This is a genomic window from Polaribacter sp. NJDZ03, from assembly GCF_019263805.1.
Lineage (GTDB): Bacteria > Bacteroidota > Bacteroidia > Flavobacteriales > Flavobacteriaceae > Polaribacter.
The window spans coordinates 424,816-446,186 of the sequence record NZ_CP079195.1 but is presented as its reverse complement, the minus strand read 5'-3'; the positions used below and the strand labels follow the sequence as shown (position 1 = coordinate 446,186).

The following is a 21,371-nucleotide window of genomic DNA, read 5'->3' as shown; positions in this document are numbered from 1 at the left end:
TAGATTAATTATTTACATTTATACGCCGCTAATTTATACCTTTTTGATTACTGAACAAGTTTAATTAACAAAAAAATCTCTTTTTAAAATAAGTTTAATTAAGTGCTGTTCTTCAATATAAAAAATATAATTGAACATTAAATTTTCAGTGATTTTATTTAGATAGTTTTACATATTTACAAACAACAACATTAAAAAAATACATATTATACAAAAAATGAACAAAATCTAATTAAATAGTAAATAAGAGATAATTTCTATACAAAATATTTTATTCCCTTAAAATATATAAAACAAAAATATTAATTTTTATAATTTGGGTTAAAACACCCTTTTTTAATATAGAATAAATTTCTAAAATATAAAAAATTGAGTACTTAATAAAAGTTTTAAAACAACTAACTTAATAGTTCATTGGAACGAAGTATTTAAAAATAAACATCAAATAGAGAGTTCTCAACTTCATCTAAAATAGTATAAATCGTTTTCAATAATAAATATTTGAGTATGGATCTTACTTTTCAAATTAAGTCTGTTATTTGAACAACATCTGCTTACCTATTTATCATTAAAAAAAATAAATTAGTTCATTAATTTTTCTAAAGAGGTTGTCTTTGGAGTAATTAGCTCCTATAAATTGAAAAAATCACTCAGTCATATTTTTTCCATTATAAAAACACTTAAACAACTATTAATCAATAACAAAAAAAATAGGAGTAAAAACACAATGGTTTCTACTCCTATTTACTCATTTTTTACCTCTAATTTATTTAAAGGATTTTTTTACTACTTATATTTCGTCTTCTAGATCATCTACATCTAAGTCTTCATCCTCATCAAAAGAATCTTCATCTTCTGCGTAATCTTCCATAGTTTGCTCTAGTTTAGAGCTAATTTTCACTAAATAAATAGTATCATCAGTCCTTACTTCTACTGCTTTTATGGTTTCTCCTTTTGCATTTTTAAAAGAAATAACATTCTCATAATCATATCCGTCAGGATATTTTTCTACCAACATATCTAATATGTCCGTAGTCAATTTTGCGTATTCTACGATTACTCTTTTCATAATATTGATGTTTTATTTGTCATTTCGAATGAGAGAAGAGAAATCTCATGTTAAGATTCCTCAATCGCAAAAAAGCTCATTTCGGAATGACAATTTTATTTACATTTCTAATAAATATGCAAAAATTAATGGAGCAACAATCGTTGCATCACTTTCTATAATAAACTTTGGCGTATCAATATCTAATTTACCCCAAGTAATTTTTTCGTTTGGTACTGCACCAGAATAAGAACCATAACTTGTTGTAGAATCTGAAATCTGACAGAAATAGCTCCAGAATGGCGTTTCTGGTCTTTCCATATCTTGGTATAACATTGGTACTACGCAAATTGGAAAATCTCCAGCAATTCCTCCCCCTATTTGAAAGAATCCAATTCCGTTTTCCGAATTATTTGTGTACCAATCTGCAAGAAAAGTCATGTATTCAATTCCAGATTTTACCGTACTCGCTTTCAATTCGCCTTTTAAAACATAAGAAGCAAAAATATTACCCATGGTAGAATCTTCCCAACCCGGACAAATAATAGGTAAGTTTTTTTCTGCTGCTGCGTACATCCAAGAATCTTTAATGTCTATCTCGTAATATTGCTCTAAAACACCAGACAATAATAATTTATACATGTATTCATGCGGTAAAAAACGTTCACCATTTGCTTCTGCTTCTTTCCAAATTTTTACAATATGTTCTTGAATTCTTCTAAAAGCTTCTTCTTCTGGTATACAAGTATCAGTAACTCTGTTTAAGCCTTTTTCTAATAAATCCCACTCGTCTTGCGGAGTTAAATCCCTATAATTTGGTACACGCTTATAGTGAGAATGCGCTACTAAATTCATTACATCTTCTTCTAAGTTTGCTCCTGTACAAGAAATAATTTGCACTTTATCTTTGCGAATCATTTCTGCAAAAATCTTCCCTAGTTCTGCAGTACTCATTGCTCCTGCTAAAGAAACTAACATTTTAGACCCTTTATTTAGTTGTGCTTCGTACCCTTTTGCTGCATCTACTAAAGCGGCTGCATTAAAGTGTAAAAAGTATTTTTCTATAAAATTTGTAATTGGTTTGCTCATTTTATTTATTCATTTTTTTTGTCTTTGCGAGGAACGAAGTAATCTCATTTCGATTACCTAATGTAGTTCACATCGAAAGATGTAATTAATTATTTATTTTTTTGGAAGTTTTCGAACTTCAAAGATGTCTTTTCTTCTATCTTTTAAATTACGTACGCTACCAAACTGGTTTAAATCCTTTAATAAATCTAAATCTACATCAGCAATTAAAATCATTTCTGTATTTGTGGTTGCTTCTGCTTTTATTCCGTTTGCAGGAAAAGAAAAATCACAAGGTGTAAAAACCATAGATTGCGCATACTGTATATCCATGTTATTTACTTTCGGTAAATTACCAACACTACCTGCAATAGCAACATAACATTCATTTTCTATAGCTCTAGCTTGTGCACAATGACGTACTCTAGAATATCCGTTTTGAGTATCCGTTAAAAACGGGATAAACAAAATGTCCATGCCTTCTTCTGCTAAAATTCTACTCAATTCTGGAAACTCAGAATCATAACAAATTAAAACACCAATTTTACCACAATCTGTATCAAAAGTTCTTAATTCATGACCACCTTGCATTCCCCAAACTTTTGCTTCATCTGGAGTAACGTGTAGTTTTTCATAACGTTCTTTAGAACCGTCTCTTTTACATATATACCCCACATTATACAACAATCCATCCTTAATTTCTGGCATACTACCAGTAATTATATTAATGTTGTATGAAATTGCTAACTCAGAAAATTTCAGAACAATTTTTGGTGTATACTTCGCCAATTCTCTAATAGCCTCAGATTCTGGCAAGTGATTATTATCCGCCATTAATGGCGCATTAAAAAACTCTGGAAACAATGCAAAATCCGATCTGTAAGCAGCAACAGCGTCTACAAAGTATTCTGCTTGTTGCATTAATTCTTCCAAATCTTTATACAAACGCATTTGCCACTGAATCAACCCTAAACGAACTACTTTTTTCTTTGTTGCCGCTTTTCTAGACTTTTTCTCGTAGTAAATATTATCCCATTCTAATAAAACTGCAAATTCACCAGAATTTACATCTCCTTCTAAATATCCTTTTAAAATTTTTGAAGGATGGAAATCATTTGAAATTTGAAAATTTAAAACAGGATCATGTATTTCTTTACGTTTTACTTTCGCAATGTATTCTTTAGGCGATAAAGTAGCTGCATATTTATGATAATTCGGAATTCTACCTCCAAAGGCAATTCCTCTTAAATTCAATTTTTCTGCAAGTTCTTTTCTATAATCATACAACCTTCTACCTAAACGTAATCCTCTGTATTCCTTTTTTATAAAAACATCTATTCCGTATAAAATATCTCCATCTTCATCATGGGTATCAAAAGTATAATTTCCGGTTATATCTTCATACGTGTGCTGTTCATCAAAACTATCATAATCTAATCTAAGAGAAAGCGCACAACCAGCCAAATCTCCATTTATCTTAATTACAACCTGTCCTTCTGGAAACTTTTCTATTAAAGATTTAATCTGATTCTCACTCCAATAAGAACCTGGCATACTTGAATATGCCTGAATCATTGCTTCTTTAAACTGTTTATAATCAGTTAAAGTTAGATAATGAAGTTCTATATTTTCAATTGTTTGAATCATTATATAAAATTAAAAGTTATCATCTTCATCATCCTTAAATTTAGATAATTTACTAAACGGATTCGTATCAGTATCATCATCACTATTATTATACGTATCATCTTTTGATGCAAATTTGTAGCTTAACATTTTGTAAAATAATTTTGCAGCTAAAAAGTCTGATGATTTTTCATTTTCGTTAGGGCATAACTCAACCATATCAAAACCTACCACATTCTTTTGTTGAAAAACCTGTTTTAAAAATTCTAAGGTTTCATAATAAAACAATCCTCCTGGTTCTGGAGTTCCTGTAGATGGCATAATAGAAGGGTCTAAAGCGTCTAAATCAAACGTAATAAAAACATTTTCAGTTAATTGATCGATTACATCTTCTACCCAATCCTCATTTACAGCCATATCATGTGCAAAGAAAACTTTATCAAGATTCATTTCTCTTTTTTCAGAAATATCCATACTTCTAATACCAACTTGCACCAAATTTGTATTTTGGTTAGCTTCATAAACTGCACAAGCATGGTTACATTTAGAACCATCATATTCTTTTCTTAAATCTGCATGTGCATCTATATGTAGTACTGTTAAACTGCTAAAACACTCATTAAAAGCTCTAATAGTTCCAATAGAAACAGAATGCTCACCACCAAAAACGGTAACAAATTTATTTCTATTAATGTATTTTTTAGTAATTTGATGTACTTCTTCTACCATTGCTTCTGGAGAAGAATTTTCTGTAACTGCATCTGCTAAATAAACACCTTGTTTATATACTTCAGAATCGGTTTCAATGTCATACAATTCCATGTTTTCTGAAGCATCTAAAAATGCTTGAGGACCTTTATCTGCACCTTTTTGCCAGGTACTCGTTCCATCATAAGGAACAGGAATAATTACTACTTTTGAAGTTGACAGGTTTCCAAATTCTGCTGAAATTCCTGCATATGTTTTATTTAAATTCATTTTAATTTTCTTTTTAATACCCTAAAATTGATAATAATTCGCTACTTTTTTGTTGTTCTTTAAAGACTCCTGAAGTTAAATTTCCATCTTCATCTCTATCTAAAATTAAATGTTTTGGATGTGGAATTAAACAGTGCTGTAACCCTCCAAAGCCTCCAATAGATTCTTGATAGGCACCCGTGTTAAAGAAACCAATATACAGCGGATTATCTTTTTCGTAAATAGGTAAATAAATTCCGTTTATATGTTGCTCAGAATTGTAATAATCATCACTATCACAGGTTAAACCACCTAATAAAACACGTTCATACTGCTTGTTCCATTTGTTAATTGGCAACATAACAAAACGCTTATTAATTGCCCATGCGTCTGGTAAAGTTGTTATAAATGAAGAGTTTATCATGTTCCAACGCTCTCTGTCATTTTGTTTTTTCTGATATAAAACTTGATAAATAGCAGCTCCAGATTCCCCAACAGTAAAGCTTCCAAATTCGGTAAAAATATTTGGCACATCTACTCCTGCATCTTTACAAACTTCATTTATTTGATTGATAATTTCATCAATCATATACTCATAGTCATAATCAAAAGCCAATGAGTTTTTAATAGGAAAACCACCACCAATATTTAAACAATCTAACGTAGGGCATATTTTTTTTAGGTTGATGTACACATTTAAACATTTCATCAATTCATTCCAATAATAGGCATTGTCTTTAATACCTGTATTGATAAAAAAATGTAACATTTTTAAATCTACTTGTGTATTTGTAGCGATTTCTCGCTCGTAAAAAGCAACAATATTTTTATATCCAATACCTAATCTAGAAGTATAAAACTCAAATTTTGGCTCTTCTTCTGATGCAATTCTAATACCTACATTTATCTGTTTATCAGTTTCATCTAATAATAGATTAATTTCTTCGTAATTATCTATAATAGGTATTACGTTCTTATGACCAGAGTTAATTAAGCCTCCAATATTTTTAATGTATTGGTCACGTTTAAATCCGTTGCAAATAACATACGTATCGTCTTTTATTTTTCCTTCTTTTTTAAGGTTGTTTACAATATCTATATCAAAAGCAGAAGATGTTTCTATATGGATATCATTTTTTAAAGCTTCATGTAAAATGTGTTTAAAATGAGAGCTTTTTGTACAATAACTATAAAAGTATTTTCCTTTATAGTTATGTTTTTCAATACTATTTTGAAACCAACCCTTTGCTTTATTGATATTTTCTGAAATTTTTGGTAAATAAGTAAATTTTAATGGAGAACCATATTGCTCTATTAATTCCATTAAATTTATTCCGTGCCAAAATAATTTGTTGTTTTCTGTTTTAAATTCTTCTTGTGGGAAATCGAACGTTTGCTCAATTAAATCTATGTATTTAGTGTTCACTTTTGTTTTTTAAATTAAATATATGATAAATTCATCTAAACGACAACATTACTTATGTTATAGTATAGAAATAATAACTCTAAAATAAGAGGTTTATCACTGTAATATTTGCAAGTAAACAACATGCAACTTTGAGAAAAGCTGCAATTCTGGAAGAATTGAAAATGGAGAGACCTTAATTTTTTCGTTGCATTTCCAAAATGCTATATAACTTTCATTCTCCGACTGAGAGTTATTTCCGAAATAAGAAAAACGATACATTTTACTTAAATAAGTTGAACAAATGTATATTTTTTTTAAATACAAATAACATAATCAAAAAAAAAAATCATTTTTTTTTGGTTATTAATTTTACTTGTAAACAATAGTAAATAAAGAGGTTACAAACTCTTATTCAGAATAAGCTAAGAGATTTAACCAAAATAAGAATCTAAAAGTTTCAAAAAGAAGCTTTTTTTTAGCAAATTAAAGGAAATATATTAAAACAAAAAAAACTCTGAAAATTCAGAGTTTTTTTGTTAATCTGAATTTCGTCAGATTTTATGATTACTTCATTAGATATCTTGAAACAATTTCAAAAATATAAAATTTTAAAATTTATTTTTTATTCTTCAATTGGTGGGTGACCATGAATTTCTTCAAAATCTTCATCAAAATTAGTTCTTAAATAAGCGTTTAATTTCTTTCTATAATCATCTTTTAACCACGTTACAAAATTGTGTGTACTTTTAGAGATACACTTTGCATATCTATTAATTCTATCATCAATTTCTTCACCTAATAATTTGGCTAAAATTAATGCATCAAAAACGTCTTCACTGTTTTCTATACACATTTTTGCATGGTGCACAATAGACTTTTCTAAAACCCTTTTAGAAGATTCTCCTTGTCTAATAGTATCTATATATACTTTTTTCATGTCGAAATAAGTATCGGTAGATTTTTCAAACTCTTTTTTAACATCTGCAGTTAACTCATATCTAAAAGTGCTTTCTATATCTTCATCAGAAAGAATTGCATTTAAATAGTAGTCTGGTGCTCTAAACATTTTCTCCCAATCTAAATCTGCTCCCCAAGGACCAAATCTATGAAAGTTGTTACCTAAATCGATAACATCAAAAGTACTTTTATTGTTTAAAACCCTAGAACCACGACCAATCATTTGGTAGTATAAAGTCAACGATTTTGTTGCTCTATTTAATATAATTGCTTCAATGGTTGGCTCATCAAAACCTGTTGTTAAAATACTTACAGAAGAAATAATTGCTCCTGGTGTTTTCTTAAACCATTTTAAGATAAGCTCTCGCTCTGCTCTTGTATTTGTATTGTCTAAATGCGCAATTGGATATCCTGCTTTTTTAAACGCATGAAACACTTGTATAGAAGTGTTAATACCGTTGTTAAAAATTAAGGTTTTCTTTCCTTTTGCAGTTTCTTCGTATGCTGAAACTAATTTAGAAAGCATGTCTGAATTGGTATATAAATCTTCAGAAGACTTTACCGTATAATCTCCATTTGCTCCTACTTCTAATGAAGTTAAACCAACATTATAAGAATATAAATTTGCGCTTGCTAAGTATTCATGATCAATTAAATGCTGAATTGTTTCTCCAACAAATAACTCTTGATAATTCTCATACATTGGCAACTTAATGTTAGAACTCAAAGGAGTTGCTGTTACACCAAGTATAAAAGATTCATCAAAAAATTTAAAGATTTTTGTAAAAGAATTATAATGCGCCTCATCCACAATTACCAAACCGATATCAGAAATATCTAGTTTGTCATCATTTAACCTATTTTTTAAGGTCTCCACCATGGCAACAAAACAACTAAAATCTTCTTGATCGTCTAAAACTGCAGTAGAATTAATAATTTTGTTAGCAACACCAAATTCTTTTAACATCTTAGATGTTTGCTTACTCAACTCAATTCTGTGCGTTAATACTAAAACTTTCTTTTTAAAAGTTTCTAAATAACGTCTTACAATTTCAGAAAAAATTACAGTCTTCCCTCCTCCTGTAGGTAATTGATATAATAAATGGTAATCTTTAGGCGCATCTTTAAACCTTCTAAAAATTTCTTGAAGTGCATCTTGTTGATAACCGTATAATTCTTTACCTACTTTCTTTACTGAAGTGTCTATCTCTGCCAAAGGAATATAAATTTAGGCTACAAAAATAAGACTTAAATAAGGGTTTATGCAAGTTTATACTATATAAATCTCGATAAATTTGTATTTGTGATATCATAATGAGCTGCACTCTCTATAGAAATACCATTTTTAACCACTATTAATTGCGGTGATTGGTGCATTACTTGAAAGGTGTACCCTACTTCATCAGAAATATTTCTGTAATTTAATAAATCTAAATAATAGACTTTTAAATTTTTATGTTCTTCTGTAAAAAGCTTTTCAAATTGCTTAATTACCATACTGCTAATACCACATCTTGTAGAATGCTTAAAAATTAAAACAGCTTCTGTTTTAGAAATTTCTTTAATTTTCTCTAATTCTTCCATAGAAGTTAAAGGAATCCAATTTAAGTATGACACTTTTTCTACTTTTGAGGTATCATCTGCCTTTGCTCCAAAAATCTTATTAAATATACTCATTATCTATTTTTATTGGTTTGTCGATGTAAATATAAGAAACTTTCAAATGTCAAAAAGTCAGCAAAAACAAGGTTTTACAAGACAAATTGACTTATCTTACATACATTATCTATATGGTATTAAAATTGCTTATTACTTATCAAAAGAAAAATAAAAAAAACAAAATATGAACTTTAACAATTATACAACAAAATCGCAAGAGACCATACAAATGGCGCAACAGATTGCGCAAGGTTTTGGTCATAATCAAATAGAAAATGAGCATATTTTTAAAGCTTTAACACAAGTTGATGAAAATGTTTTGCCATTTCTTTTGAAAAAGTTGAACATCAATATAAATATTGTAGAACAAATTTTAGACAAACAATTAGAGAGTTTACCTAAAGTTTCTGGTGCAGAATTAATGATTTCTAGAGAAGCTAGTAAAACCTTAACAGAAGCTGCTGTTATTGCTAAAAAAATGAAAGATGATTATGTTTCTATCGAACATTTAATTCTAGCTATTTTTAAATCTAAAAGTAATATTGCTCAGGTTTTAAAAGACCAAGGTGTTACAGAAAAGCACTTACAAGCTGCCATAGACGAGTTAAGAAAAGGAGAAAGAGTAACATCTCAAAGTCAAGAAGAAACTTATAATTCTTTAAATAAATTTGCTAAAAACTTAAATCAATTAGCCCAAGACGGTAAATTAGATCCAGTAATTGGTAGAGATGAAGAAATTCGTAGATTATTACAGATTTTATCTCGTAGAACTAAAAATAATCCAATTTTGGTTGGTGAACCAGGAACTGGTAAAACGGCTATTGCAGAAGGCTTAGCACACAGAATTGTAGATGGAGATGTACCAGAAAACCTAAAAGGAAAACTTATTTTCTCTTTAGATATGGGCGCATTAATTGCAGGTGCAAAATATAAAGGTGAGTTTGAAGAGCGTTTAAAATCTGTAATTAAAGAAGTAACAAGTGCCGATGGAGATATCGTATTATTTATTGATGAAATTCACACCTTAGTTGGTGCTGGTGGCGGACAAGGTGCTATGGATGCAGCAAACATTTTAAAGCCTGCTTTGGCTCGTGGAGAATTGCGCGCAATTGGTGCAACTACGTTAGACGAATATCAAAAATACTTTGAAAAGGATAAAGCTTTAGAAAGACGTTTCCAGAAAGTACAGGTAAATGAACCGGATACAGAAAGTGCTATTTCTATTTTAAGAGGAATAAAAGATAAATATGAAACTCACCATAAAGTACGTATTAAAGATGAAGCGATTATTGGTGCTGTAGAATTATCTCAACGCTATATTACCAACCGTTTTTTACCAGATAAAGCGATTGACTTAATGGATGAAGCCATGGCTAAATTGCGTATGGAAATAAATTCTAAACCAGAAGAGCTAGATGTTTTAGACAGAAAGGTGATGCAGTTAGAAATTGAAATTGAAGCCATTAAACGTGAGAAAGACGAGACCAAGTTAAAATCTTTACGTTCTGATTTAGCAAATCTAAAAGAAGAACGTAATGAGATGAATGCAAAGTGGAAATCTGAAAAAGATGTCGTTGATAATATTCAAAATGCAAAAGCTGCCATAGAAGATTTAAAAATGGAGGCAGAAAAAGCAGAACGTGATGGAAATTACGGTAAAGTTGCCGAAATTAGATATGGGAAAATGCAAAAAGCCCAAGAAGATTTAGAAGGTTTCCAAAAGGTTTTATCAGAAAATCAGTCTGAAAAATCTTTAATAAAAGAGGAAGTAACCTATGATGATATTGCAGAAGTGGTTGCTAAATGGACTGGAGTTCCGGTTACCAAAATGATACAGTCTGAACGTGAAAAATTACTAAGGCTAGAAGGTCAATTACATAAAAGAGTGGTTGGACAAGAAGAAGCAATTGTTGCTGTGGCAGATGCCGTAAGACGTTCTAGAGCTGGTTTGCAAAACCCAAATAAACCTATTGGTAGTTTCTTATTTTTAGGAACCACCGGAGTTGGTAAAACAGAGTTGGCAAAAGCATTGGCAGAATATCTTTTTGATGATGAAAACGCTATGACACGTATTGATATGAGTGAATATCAAGAAAAACACTCTGTGAGTAGATTGGTGGGAGCGCCTCCGGGATATGTTGGGTATGATGAAGGTGGTCAATTAACAGAAGCGGTTAGAAGAAGACCTTATTCTGTGGTGCTTTTAGATGAAATTGAAAAAGCACATCCAGATACTTTTAATATTTTATTACAAGTTTTAGATGAAGGAAGATTAACAGACAATAAAGGACGTGTAGCTGATTTTAAAAACACGATTATTATCATGACCTCTAACATAGGAAGTCATATAATTCAGGAGAAATTCAGCAACCCAAAAGCAGATTTAGACGCTGCAACTGAGTTAGCTAAAATTGAAGTTTTAGCACTGTTAAAACAATCTGTAAGACCAGAATTTTTAAACAGAATTGATGATGTAATTATGTTTACCCCTTTAAACAAGGAAAATATATTTGAAATTGTAAAATTACAAATAGCCCAATTAAAGAAAATGATTGGTAAACAAGAAATTACGTTAGACGCAACTGATGAAGCTCTTACGTATTTGGCCGAAAAAGGTTATCAGCCAGAATTTGGAGCAAGACCTGTAAAAAGAGTCATTCAGAAAGAGGTTTTAAATCAGCTTTCTAAAGAAATTTTATCAGGAAAAATCACAACAGATAGTATTATTTTAATTGATGCTTTTGATGACAAATTGGTTTTTAGAAATCAGTCTGATTTGGTAGAAAATTGATAAAAATACTGTCATTGCGAGGAGAAACGACGAAGCAATCTGTGAATATAAACTACAGATTGCTTCGTGTCTCGCAATGGCGTTAAAAATATAGCGGTGTTTGAAAAAACATCGCTTTTCTTTTTTAAGTATATTCGTACTTTAAACATACTCTTATGAAAAAAATTTTATTCCTTATTATACTTACTTTTAGTTTAATAACAGCCTGTTCTAAAGATGAAACAACTACCTATTATTTAATTCGTCATGCAGAAAAAGTTAGAATAGACAATACTAATAGAAATCCTAATTTGAATAAAAACGGACAAGAAAGAGCTAAAAAATGGGCAAATCGTTTTAAAAATGTTCCGTTTGATGCTATTTACTCTACAAACTACAACAGAACCATACAAACTGCCAAACCAACAGCTGAAAGTAAAAATTTAGAAATACAAACGTACAACCCTAGCAAAATGTACGATTCTATTTTTAAACAAGCTACAAAAGGAAAAACTGTTTTAATAGTTGGTCATAGTAATACTACACCCATTTTTGCTAATAAAATTTTAGAGGAAGAAAAGTATCAATTTATGGATGATAACAACAATGCTAGTTTATATATTGTTACTATTACTGGTGATAAAAAAACGAGTGTTATAGAAAAAGTTGAGTAATTTTTTAAGTTTGAAAAAAATTATTGATTTCACTTAACAATTCAGTTTAAGGTTTGTTCATTTTAAGAATTCCAAAAAACGGATTATTTATTGATTTATCAATTAATTATCCGTTTCTAATTTTCATTAAATGAGGAAATTTACTGTACTGCTTTAATCCATATAAAGCTTCAGAAATAAACTCTTTGTTGTATTTCGATTCGATATTCCTACCTTTTAAATATACGATTTCAACATCTTTATTTAGGCTTAGAAGGATACTTTTTTCTATATAATCTTTTGATTTTTTTCTATTATTATAGCAGAAAAAATTCTTCCCTTCATTTTCATTTAGAAATTTCATATATTTATATTGAAACTTTTTCCTTTGAAAATATTTAAATATTACAAACGGAATTGATAAAATTAACACAGAAAATCTTACTACAACTAACAGAACTATTAATAATATTTCTTTTAATTTTTTTACTTATTTTTAGATAATCAATGTTATATATAGAAAATTCACCAATTAGCATTTCCTTTTTTAAATAGTAAAATTATTGATTAAATACAATTAGTTAACAAACACAGGTAGCCCTCATTGCAGCAATTATTTGAACTCTTTTTTATTATTTTCTGAATAAAAAAGCGAGTGCCTTTCGACTGCTCTCAAGATAAACTCCAAGTAGAAAACAGCTTCAAAAAAAATAGATAAAACGTTTTTATCAAGATTATTTTAAAAGCTGTACTTCGATATTTTCTAAATTGATTTCTGACAATTTTTTAAGCTCATTTTTCTCAAAAGCTTTATCAATATCTGTTAAAGAAATTTCTTTGTTTAAAGGCTTATAATTATCATAATTTACAAAACGAATTCCGTTTTTTAAGATTTCTTTGTTGATAGCTCTAAAACGTTTTCCTCCGTCGTTGGTATGGTAAGAATATGCTAAATAATCAACTAAAAAATCTTGTTTTCCAATCCAATAAATAAAAACATCATCAAAATCTTCTCCTCCTCCATCTTCAGAAAAAGTAACTTGTACTTTATAATATTCTTTATCTTTTAAAATAATCGATGGCAATAATTTTTTTACAACAGCTTTGTCATTTAATCCGAATGGTAATACAGAAAAATAATGCACAGAATTTACAGAATTAGATAAAATATTTGCAATTGAATCGTTTACTTGGTAGGGAACTCCATTCACCAATCTTTTAAACTTGTCATTACTTAAAACATCAGTAATAAGTCCTAATTTTTCATCTTTTTGTTTTCTTGTGAGTTCAAAATTTCCATTATTACTTCTATTTGCAATATATTCTTTGTCTCTAAATATAAATTTAATTTCAGAATTAGCCACTTTATCTGCACCAGATGAAATAATGGCTTTATCAATAACTTGTTGTGCAGTCAACTTGTTTTCAGAAGGTTTACAAGAAATTAAGAACGCTAAAAAAAGGATTGGTAAATGTTTCATGGGTTGTTGTTTTATTAGGTGGATAATAGATTTCAAAATTACATTTCTTTGACCAAAGTAAAAATGTATCTTTGTTAAAATTATAAAATTAAAACCAGTCTATGGCTGTTCAGAAAAAGATAAACATAAAGAATAAAAAAGCGCGTTTCGAATTTGAAATTCTAGACAAATACGTGGCTGGAATTCAGTTAACCGGAACGGAAATAAAATCTATTCGTTTAAGTCAGGCTAGAATTACAGAAAGTTTTTGTGAATTTAATGATGGCGGAGAATTGTTTATTGTTAATATGTATATTCAAGAATACATGTTCGGCCACCACTTTAACCATAAACCAAAAAGTGAGCGTAGATTATTAATGCACAAACGAGAATTACGTTCTTTAAGAAAAGACGTTGAAGCAAAAGGAAATACGATTGTGCCTTTACGTTTGTTTATTAATGACAAAGGTTTTGCCAAACTAGAAATTGCATTGGCAAAAGGAAAACAAACGCACGACAAACGAGAAGTTATAAAAGACAGAGATAACAAACGTGATTTAGCACGTATTAAAAAGAGCTTTAACGGTTAATGGATTTTTTAAGACTTATTCGTTACAAAAACCTTTTAATGGTTTTATTAACAATGGTTTTAACCAAATATGCGGTAATAGATTCTATTTTTTTTAGCAATCTTAGTTTTAAAAATTACACCTTAATACATACTACTTATTTAGGCATTACTTTAACATATTATCAATTTACACTACTCGCTTTAAGTATTTTAAGCATCACTGCTGGTGGATATATTATAAATGATATTTTTGATATTGAGGCAGACAAAATAAACAAGCCTTTAAAAGTAATTCTAGAAAAATCTATTTCTAAAAAGAAGGCTTGGATTCTTTACTATTCTAGTACTATTTTAGGTTTATTCTTGGGCACATATTTGTCTTTTACTATTGAAAATAGTTTGTACAGTTTCTTTTTTATAGGAACCATTTTAGTACTATTTCTATATTCTAAATACTTAAAAAAAACACTTATTATTGGTAATTTAATAGTGTCGCTTCTCTTAGGTTTAGTAGTGTTTATCACTGTAATTTTTAACGAACCAAAAGCACATAACAGTAATTTATTAGAAGTAATAAGTAACATGGCAACGAGTATTCGTTTACTATTAATAACAATTACTTATATTGTTTTTTCTGTACTAACCAATCTTATTAGAGAAATAATTAAAGACATAGAAGATATTAATGGTGATTTAAAAATAAAAGCAAAAACATTACCTATTTTATTTGGAAGAAAAAGAGCTTCTAAAGTCGCTTTTTTCTTTTGCGCCGTTTTATTGGTTTTTCTTTTAATTATTTTACAATCTTTAATAAAGGAGTATGTACTTTTAACCTACGGAATTCTATTTATTTTACTACCATTACTCTATTTTATGTATAAATTATGGAGTTCTGAAAGTAAAAAAGATTTTAGCTTACTTAGTAATTTAATGAAAGTTATTATGCTTTTCGGAATTTTATCTATGGTTTTATTTAGACTAAAATAAAAATTGATTTCTGCTTTCGCAGGATGAACAACAAAAATATATGTTAAGAGAAAAATTAAAAGAATACAACGTAATATTAGCTTCTAAATCTCCAAGAAGACAACAGTTCTTTAAAGATTTAGATATCGATTTTACAATTCAATTAAAAGAAGTTGAAGAGATTTATCCGCCTGAATTAAAAGCAACAGCCATTACAGATTTTTTAGCCGATTTAAAATCGAAAGCTTTTTTAAATTTATCAGAAAAAGACATATTAATTACTTCAGACACTATTGTTTGGTTAGAAGGTATAGCATTAGGGAAACCAAAAGATGAAGCAGATGCATTTGCTATGTTAAGAGCATTATCTGGTAAAAAACACCAAGTAATTACCTCTATAAGTATAAAGAGTAAACGTTTTCAAAAAATTATAAACGACATTACTGTAGTTTCTTTTAAAGAGCTGTCTGACGACGAAATAAATTATTATATTAAAAACTACAAACCTTATGACAAAGCTGGTGCGTATGGCATACAAGAATGGATTGGTTTTATAGCTATAGACAATTTAGAAGGTAGTTATTTTAACGTTGTAGGTTTACCTGTACAGAAATTATACACAGAATTAATGAATCTCTAAAGCAATTGAAAACAGTAAAACAGCAATTTATTTCACTAAAAAACAGTAGATTACCCTAAAACTTTCAATTATTTAACTTAAAGTTAACATACCATACATATTCATTAATTCTAATGTTTTTATAAGATTATAACCTTTGTAATTTTGCACCCGCAAATAAAGCAATTATGAAAACAAGTAATCAAAAAGTAAAAAGTAAAGTTGTAGGACCAACACAAAATTTAAGTAACACAAATTCAACTCTTTGGAATTTAAAAAGACGTTATAGATAAATAGAAATAAACATATATTAAATAAAAAATAAGCTCTTTTTAAATAAAGAGCTTATTTTTTTGATTAACAATCAACATAACCATTACTTGTACCTACTATTTAAAAGTACAAACTAACAAAGAAAATAGATACGAATCGATTATAGTGTCTTAAAATTCATTCTTTTCATTGTCTAAAATCTCCTTTCGCGGTCTATCAATTATTTACCAAAACACAAATCTATAAGTTATTGCATTTTCTTCTTAATTTGCTTATTTTATGTATTAATTAGTAACAAATCACTTTTATATTAAATCAACAGTAAAAAAACAGCAGGGTTTTGCAAAAAATTAACCTTTCTAAAAGCAATTATTCCTATTATTGCAATATGCAAAGACTACTATATTTTTTGTGCTTATTAGCTTCCTTAAGCACATTCTCTCAGAACGATACCCTTCGTATTAAAACCTTAAAAGGTCAAATTATTCATGCCGAAACTAAAAAAGCTTTAAGCGCATCTCACATCCTAAATCTTAATACCGTAGTAGGTACAATTACAGATGATAGAGGTTTTTTTGAAATTCCTACAAAAGCTAATGACACTATTTTAGTTTCTTACTTAGGGTATGAATCGATAAAATTAAAAATTACAAACGATTTATTAAAAGGTAACGAGTTGCTAATTGCTTTGTATGAAAAACCAGAAGAAATTAGAGAAGTTGTTATAAAATCTACCCAATTAATAGGGGTTTTAGAAATTGATGTAAAACTAGTACCTAAAGATCGATTTACAAGAATTAAAATTAATGGTCTTCCACAAACCTACGAAGTTGGTAAACCTAAAGGAAAAGACTTCTCATCACCAATTGCAGCATTATTTCAACCTGTAGATTATTTATACAATCTCTTTGGAAGCAAACCGAAACAATTAAAAAAATTACAGAAACTTAAAAAAGAGGATGATTTACGTAAAATGCTGGCTGGTAAGTTTGATAGAGAAGTAATGATGGAGTATTTGCAAATGGACAGGCAAGAACTTACAGAACTACTTACGGACTGTAACTACTCTGAATATTTTATTAAAAAAGCTTCTGATTTACAGATGATTGAAGCTGTATTGGATTGTTATGAAAACTACAAAGCAATTAAAAATGGTAAAATTGAACGTGATAAAATTCCCGTAAAGAATTAATTTCTTATACCTAAAAACAATAATATTATTATAACCTTGAGGCTAAACCCTCAAGGTTTTTTATTTATAAAATCTTTTCTAAACTTCTATTCTTCAATTAATTTATTTAAACATATTTTCTTAAATCCCTACCTTTCTTAAAAATAACTTGCAAGATAATTAGAAAACACAAAGCTTAGAAGTTAAATTTTGTGCTAGATACTATTAATTAAACACAAGTTGCTAAAGCTAGAAAGAGCCAAAAACAATATTGCTTCCAACTCTAATCAACTACTAAAAACAAACTATAATACAATGACATTCTTACTTTATATCACACTTTTTTAACCTCTTTAAAAACACCTTTTAAATTTCTTTTATAGCCTTTATAACTCTTCTCTGTAATTTCAAATGAATTTTACAATACGTATTAACTTATTTTTGATTATAGCCAGAACTAAAAAAACATAGAGCTAGGTAAAACCAATAACCATTGTAAAATAAACAATAGCTTTACACAATTACCTGCGTTTATAAGATAGCAAAAGATACTTTAGATATAACCTAAAACTACCTTAACAGAACTATAAATTTCTAAAAATAGGCACAAAAAAAATCCAGATTTCGCTGGATTTTCATTGAGAAAAAATTTCTCTTATTAATTTTACCTCCCGAGTTAGCGGAAATTATCTTTTTACTGATTTCCTAAAATAATAGGTAAACCATCTTTACCAGAACCAATAACAATCACTTTACTGTTTGGTGATTTAGCCAACTCTAAAGTAGCACCGATTCCTTTTTCTTGTAAAATTTTATCAGTTAAAGATGCACTTAAAATTTTATTTGCAACTGCTTTACCTTCTGCATCAATTTTTTGTCTCTCTGCTTCTTTCTTCGCTTTTGCTAATCTAAATTCATATTCTAAAGATTCTTGCTCTTGCTTTAACTTCGTTTCAATTGCAGTTCTAATAGTAGTTGGTAATTTTACATCTTCTACCAAAACTCTTTTTACAAGTAAAAATTGCTCTTTTAAAACTATTTTAATTTCATCTAAAATTTCTTGTTCAATTACATCTCTTTTACTAGAATATAATTGCTCTGGAGTGTAACGCCCAACAACACTTCTTGCTGCCGCATTAATTGCTGGATCTAGCAACTCACGTTCATATTCTTCTCCTTTTGTTTTTATCAACATTCCTAAATTAGAGAATTCAGGCTCATACCAAATTGTACCGTTTACCTTAACCTCTAATCCATTTACAGAAAGTACATTCATTTCAGTAGATATAGACTGCTGACGAACCTTTCTTACAATCATACGATTCCAAGGTGCAACAATCTGAAAACCCTCTCCGTAGGTTTTATCTGTATTAATACCATCTCCTAAAGCTTCAAAAACAACACCTCCTTCTCCAGGCCCAATAGTTACTGTAGATTTAGAAAATAAAATGATTAATACTACCGCTAAAATGATAAAAAAAACACCTCCCTTAGGAAACTTTAGATCTACTTGATTATTCGCCATACTTATAAATTTTGATTAACTACAAATTTACAATTTAACTTTGTGAAACACAATATATATAAACTATATATTCGCTTAAAGATGGTTAACAATTAACATTTGTTAAGATAAAAAATGAATCTTAAATCTAATCTACTAATCGATCTCTTACGTATTCAATCTCCGTTTTTCCATGCTTTTTAGGGTTCCCATTTTCATCTAAACAAACCATAACAATTTTCTCTACCTCAATAATGGTTTTTCTTGTTAATTTATTTCTAACACTGCACGTTAAAGTAAGAGAAGAATTTCCAAACTTTAAAACATCAATACCTATTTCTATAATATCTCCTTGTCTTGCAGAGCTTACAAAATCTATTTCAGACATATATTTTGTAACCGTTTTTGTGTGTTCTAATTGAATAATTGCATAAATAGCTACTTCTTCATCAATAAATTGTAATAATCTACCTCCAAACAAAGTTCCGTTTGGGTTCAAATCCTCTGGTTTTACCCATTTTCTTGTGTGAAATCTCATATTTAATTCTATTTTTATTTTTAAATTTTACCGTAATATTTTCTAATAAACCATTCTATAGATAACAAGCTTATAACAATAAATAAAACCCATTTCCAGTCTATTAAATTTTCTTCTTTAATTATTGATTTTTGTGTTGTATAATAAGATTTATCAGCTAAAAGGGCCTTCTTTAATTTGTTTACTTCATCTTTAAAATAAAGCTTTCCTGCTGTATTATTTGCCAGTTTTTGAAGTTTTTTAGCGTTTGCATTGGTAAACTGTTCTTCTATTTGGTAATCTGTAATTTTAAACTTACCGTAGGCATGTATATTTTGTCCGTTTACAGAAACTTTATAATTATAATCTCCAGCAATGAGGTTTTCAATTTCCGTTTGATAAGCGTTATTTATTAATGAAAATGGATTTCTTACAACCTCTTTTGTTGCCATATTAGTAACGGTTATCTCTAATGTAGCTCTAGCATCAAACAGATAATTTTTGTCTGTATAAAATGCGGATATTTTAATAACCGAATTGGCAGGATACAAACTTTCTGCATTTACCTCTAAGCGATTTCGTTTCTTATTTGATGCTAAATACTGAACTAAATTCCCAATAAAAGCATCAAAATCTTGAAAGGAATTTGAGTTTAAAAAACTAGCCGCTCTCCATTTCCATAACCCCTCTCCAAACAAAACACTAGATTTCTGATTATTATCTTCTAAAGTTATCAATAAAGGTTGCTTGGTTTCTAATCCATTTATATTTTGATACAATAATATTTGATGTTCTTTAGAAATGTCAACTTCTCCAAATTGATCTTTAAGCGGCGGAAATTGATTAAAACCAATATCTTTTTGAGAAAAAGTTAAAAAAGAATCACTAAAAGAGGCACCATAATTTTCTGTTTGATTCAGCGCATTTTTCTTGAATCCTAATTGTTGTTTGTTGATAAAATTCCAATCTGTATTTACTCCAGAGATTAAAAAACAGTTGCTATTATTCGATTTAACCTCATTTAAAACCTTATTAAACTTATTGTTCGGTTGATTAAAAATAACTAACTGATAATCATTGATATTGAGTTTAAATTCATCAATTAAAAAAACATCTACTGAACGTTGTTTATTACTTTCTATTGATTTTTTTAAAACACCTAAATCCGGATGTAAAACTGAAGTTAAAATCAATACTTTTGTTTGTTCATCGATTACTTCTACAGAGAAACTTTTGCTATTATTCTTTGTGTTTTTCTCTCCTTCTATCTTATTAATTGATGCTGTGTAATATTGAAGACCTTCTTTACTTGAAGTTATATTTGTTGAAATTGTTTGAACATTATTCGTTGCTGAGAATTGTATTTTTTTAGTAAAAACAGTTTTTCCATCTTTATAAATCGAAAACTGAGAAGTTACATTTTCCTTTCCTTCATAATTCAAGAATACTTCTACCGGGAATTTATTTTTTATATAGCTATATTTATTAACGTTTAACTGACTTATTTTTAAATCTTGATACTGAATCGTATCACCAAAAACAATGGGATATATCTTTTGCTTAGAATTGATAAATTCATAATCATTACCAATCGTTTGGTTTCCGTCTGATAGTAGGATTATCGGCGCAATTTTATCCTCATACAAATCATTTGCAGCCGTTATTGCTTTAGACACATTGGTTTCATTCTCTTTAAAAGAAAGTGAGTCTAATGGCTTTATATCACTTCCGAAACTAAAGCTATTAATATCAAATTTCTCATTAATACTTTTATCCTTTTTAATTTCAGATAAAAATGTTGCTATGTTCTTCGTTTCCTTAAAAAACGAAATAGATTTAGAGGCATCTACTAAAACAGACAAAACAGGCTTTGTGTTTTCTAGTTCTGTTTTTTTTATTATTGGGTTTATCAGCAGTGAAAGTAACAAAAAAAGACTCAATGCTTTTAAAAAAAATAGTACAACATTAATTTTAGCCTTATTTTTTTCTTTAAAAAAGTACTGAAAATAAGCTACTGAAAGACTCAGTAACAAAGCTAAAATGAGATATGTAATTGTAATTGTTTGCAATGATTTTTATTTATGTAAAAATATATAAAGAACTATGTAAAAACGAATCTTAATTATTATGATACTTGAGTTATA

Annotated in this window: 18 protein-coding genes; 6 read left to right on the top strand and 12 right to left on the bottom strand. The window is 28.7% G+C overall.

The features are described 5' to 3' along the window. Positions 1-790: 790 nt before the first annotated feature. From KV700_RS01855 to ytxJ, 7 genes are all read right to left on the bottom strand, one after another. Positions 791-1,069 (bottom strand): hypothetical protein, encoded by a 279-nt coding sequence (locus tag KV700_RS01855; protein ID WP_218598881.1) that lies wholly within the window; start codon positions 1,067-1,069, stop codon positions 791-793. A gap of 99 nt (positions 1,070-1,168) precedes the next feature. Beyond that, a complete protein-coding gene (locus KV700_RS01850) occupies positions 1,169-2,137 on the bottom strand; it encodes a deoxyhypusine synthase family protein (RefSeq protein ID WP_166384789.1) in 969 nt (322 codons plus the stop codon). A 93-nt stretch (positions 2,138-2,230) separates the two neighbouring features. After that, positions 2,231-3,763, bottom strand: coding sequence for a carbon-nitrogen hydrolase family protein (locus tag KV700_RS01845; RefSeq protein ID WP_218598879.1), 1,533 nt, complete (start codon positions 3,761-3,763; stop codon positions 2,231-2,233). Positions 3,764-3,772: 9 nt separating this feature from the next. Continuing rightward, a complete protein-coding gene (speB, locus tag KV700_RS01840; protein ID WP_218598877.1) occupies positions 3,773-4,720 on the bottom strand; it encodes an agmatinase in 948 nt (315 codons plus the stop codon). 13 nt (positions 4,721-4,733) lie between these two features. Beyond that, on the bottom strand, positions 4,734-6,125 hold the full coding sequence (locus tag KV700_RS01835) for an arginine decarboxylase (RefSeq protein ID WP_218598876.1): 1,392 nt from the start codon (positions 6,123-6,125) through the stop codon (positions 4,734-4,736). Between the two features lie 604 nt (positions 6,126-6,729). After that, positions 6,730-8,280: a DEAD/DEAH box helicase gene (locus tag KV700_RS01830; protein WP_166384781.1), complete on the bottom strand. Its 1,551-nt coding sequence runs from the start codon at positions 8,278-8,280 to the stop codon at positions 6,730-6,732. Between the two features lie 59 nt (positions 8,281-8,339). Next, a complete protein-coding gene (ytxJ, locus tag KV700_RS01825) occupies positions 8,340-8,741 on the bottom strand; it encodes a bacillithiol system redox-active protein YtxJ (protein ID WP_166384779.1) in 402 nt (133 codons plus the stop codon). A gap of 166 nt (positions 8,742-8,907) precedes the next feature. On the opposite strand from ytxJ, the gene clpB reads away from it, so the two are divergent. Next, positions 8,908-11,514, top strand: a complete 2,607-nt coding sequence (gene clpB, locus KV700_RS01820; protein ID WP_218598874.1) for an ATP-dependent chaperone ClpB — start codon at positions 8,908-8,910, stop codon at positions 11,512-11,514. Positions 11,515-11,669: 155 nt separating this feature from the next. After that, positions 11,670-12,167 (top strand): phosphoglycerate mutase family protein, encoded by a 498-nt coding sequence (locus KV700_RS01815; protein ID WP_166384775.1) that lies wholly within the window; start codon positions 11,670-11,672, stop codon positions 12,165-12,167. Positions 12,168-12,273: 106 nt separating this feature from the next. Here KV700_RS01815 and KV700_RS01810 read toward each other — a convergent pair whose 3' ends face one another. After that, positions 12,274-12,510 carry a hypothetical protein gene (locus KV700_RS01810; protein ID WP_218598873.1) on the bottom strand — a complete coding sequence of 79 codons (237 nt, stop codon included), beginning with the start codon at positions 12,508-12,510 and terminating at the stop codon, positions 12,274-12,276. A 370-nt stretch (positions 12,511-12,880) separates the two neighbouring features. Continuing rightward, positions 12,881-13,627: a DUF6503 family protein gene (locus tag KV700_RS01805; RefSeq protein WP_166384771.1), complete on the bottom strand. Its 747-nt coding sequence runs from the start codon at positions 13,625-13,627 to the stop codon at positions 12,881-12,883. A gap of 101 nt (positions 13,628-13,728) precedes the next feature. On the opposite strand from KV700_RS01805, the gene smpB reads away from it, so the two are divergent. The 4 genes from smpB to KV700_RS01785 all read left to right on the top strand — a co-directional run bounded on the left by smpB (position 13,729) and on the right by KV700_RS01785 (position 17,227). Beyond that, the gene (gene smpB / locus KV700_RS01800; RefSeq protein WP_165733248.1) at positions 13,729-14,196 is read left to right on the top strand and encodes an SsrA-binding protein SmpB; all 468 of its coding nucleotides are present in this window, start codon (positions 13,729-13,731) and stop codon (positions 14,194-14,196) included. 38 nt (positions 14,197-14,234) lie between these two features. Beyond that, positions 14,235-15,164, top strand: a complete 930-nt coding sequence (locus tag KV700_RS01795) for a geranylgeranylglycerol-phosphate geranylgeranyltransferase (RefSeq protein WP_218598871.1) — start codon at positions 14,235-14,237, stop codon at positions 15,162-15,164. 40 nt (positions 15,165-15,204) lie between these two features. Continuing rightward, positions 15,205-15,783, top strand: a complete 579-nt coding sequence (locus KV700_RS01790; RefSeq protein ID WP_218598870.1) for a Maf family nucleotide pyrophosphatase — start codon at positions 15,205-15,207, stop codon at positions 15,781-15,783. Positions 15,784-16,423: 640 nt separating this feature from the next. Further along, a complete protein-coding gene (locus tag KV700_RS01785) occupies positions 16,424-17,227 on the top strand; it encodes a carboxypeptidase-like regulatory domain-containing protein (protein ID WP_166384765.1) in 804 nt (267 codons plus the stop codon). A gap of 673 nt (positions 17,228-17,900) precedes the next feature. Here KV700_RS01785 and KV700_RS01780 read toward each other — a convergent pair. From KV700_RS01780 to KV700_RS01770, 3 genes are all read right to left on the bottom strand, one after another. Then, positions 17,901-18,731: a prohibitin family protein gene (locus KV700_RS01780; protein WP_166384763.1), complete on the bottom strand. Its 831-nt coding sequence runs from the start codon at positions 18,729-18,731 to the stop codon at positions 17,901-17,903. A 127-nt stretch (positions 18,732-18,858) separates the two neighbouring features. Then, positions 18,859-19,248: an acyl-CoA thioesterase gene (locus KV700_RS01775; protein WP_166384761.1), complete on the bottom strand. Its 390-nt coding sequence runs from the start codon at positions 19,246-19,248 to the stop codon at positions 18,859-18,861. Between the two features lie 20 nt (positions 19,249-19,268). Beyond that, on the bottom strand, positions 19,269-21,167 hold the full coding sequence (locus KV700_RS01770; RefSeq protein ID WP_254712953.1) for a VWA domain-containing protein: 1,899 nt from the start codon (positions 21,165-21,167) through the stop codon (positions 19,269-19,271). Between the last annotated feature and the right edge of the window lie 204 nt (positions 21,168-21,371).

What these genes read in the sequence shown, in the direction of transcription:
- KV700_RS01855 (WP_218598881.1), bottom strand. Translation starts at nt 1,069, where the DNA reads ATGAAAAGAGTAATCGTAGAATACGCAAAATTGACTACGGACATATTA.
- KV700_RS01850 (WP_166384789.1), bottom strand. Translation starts at nt 2,137, where the DNA reads ATGAGCAAACCAATTACAAATTTTATAGAAAAATACTTTTTACACTTT.
- KV700_RS01845 (WP_218598879.1), bottom strand. Translation starts at nt 3,763, where the DNA reads ATGATTCAAACAATTGAAAATATAGAACTTCATTATCTAACTTTAACT.
- speB (WP_218598877.1), bottom strand. Translation starts at nt 4,720, where the DNA reads ATGAATTTAAATAAAACATATGCAGGAATTTCAGCAGAATTTGGAAAC.
- ytxJ (WP_166384779.1), bottom strand. Translation starts at nt 8,741, where the DNA reads ATGAGTATATTTAATAAGATTTTTGGAGCAAAGGCAGATGATACCTCA.
- clpB (WP_218598874.1), top strand. Translation starts at nt 8,908, where the DNA reads ATGAACTTTAACAATTATACAACAAAATCGCAAGAGACCATACAAATG.
- KV700_RS01815 (WP_166384775.1), top strand. Translation starts at nt 11,670, where the DNA reads ATGAAAAAAATTTTATTCCTTATTATACTTACTTTTAGTTTAATAACA.
- KV700_RS01810 (WP_218598873.1), bottom strand. Translation starts at nt 12,510, where the DNA reads ATGAAATTTCTAAATGAAAATGAAGGGAAGAATTTTTTCTGCTATAAT.
- KV700_RS01805 (WP_166384771.1), bottom strand. Translation starts at nt 13,627, where the DNA reads ATGAAACATTTACCAATCCTTTTTTTAGCGTTCTTAATTTCTTGTAAA.
- smpB (WP_165733248.1), top strand. Translation starts at nt 13,729, where the DNA reads ATGGCTGTTCAGAAAAAGATAAACATAAAGAATAAAAAAGCGCGTTTC.
- KV700_RS01795 (WP_218598871.1), top strand. Translation starts at nt 14,235, where the DNA reads ATGGTTTTATTAACAATGGTTTTAACCAAATATGCGGTAATAGATTCT.
- KV700_RS01790 (WP_218598870.1), top strand. Translation starts at nt 15,205, where the DNA reads ATGTTAAGAGAAAAATTAAAAGAATACAACGTAATATTAGCTTCTAAA.
- KV700_RS01785 (WP_166384765.1), top strand. Translation starts at nt 16,424, where the DNA reads ATGCAAAGACTACTATATTTTTTGTGCTTATTAGCTTCCTTAAGCACA.
- KV700_RS01780 (WP_166384763.1), bottom strand. Translation starts at nt 18,731, where the DNA reads ATGGCGAATAATCAAGTAGATCTAAAGTTTCCTAAGGGAGGTGTTTTT.
- KV700_RS01775 (WP_166384761.1), bottom strand. Translation starts at nt 19,248, where the DNA reads ATGAGATTTCACACAAGAAAATGGGTAAAACCAGAGGATTTGAACCCA.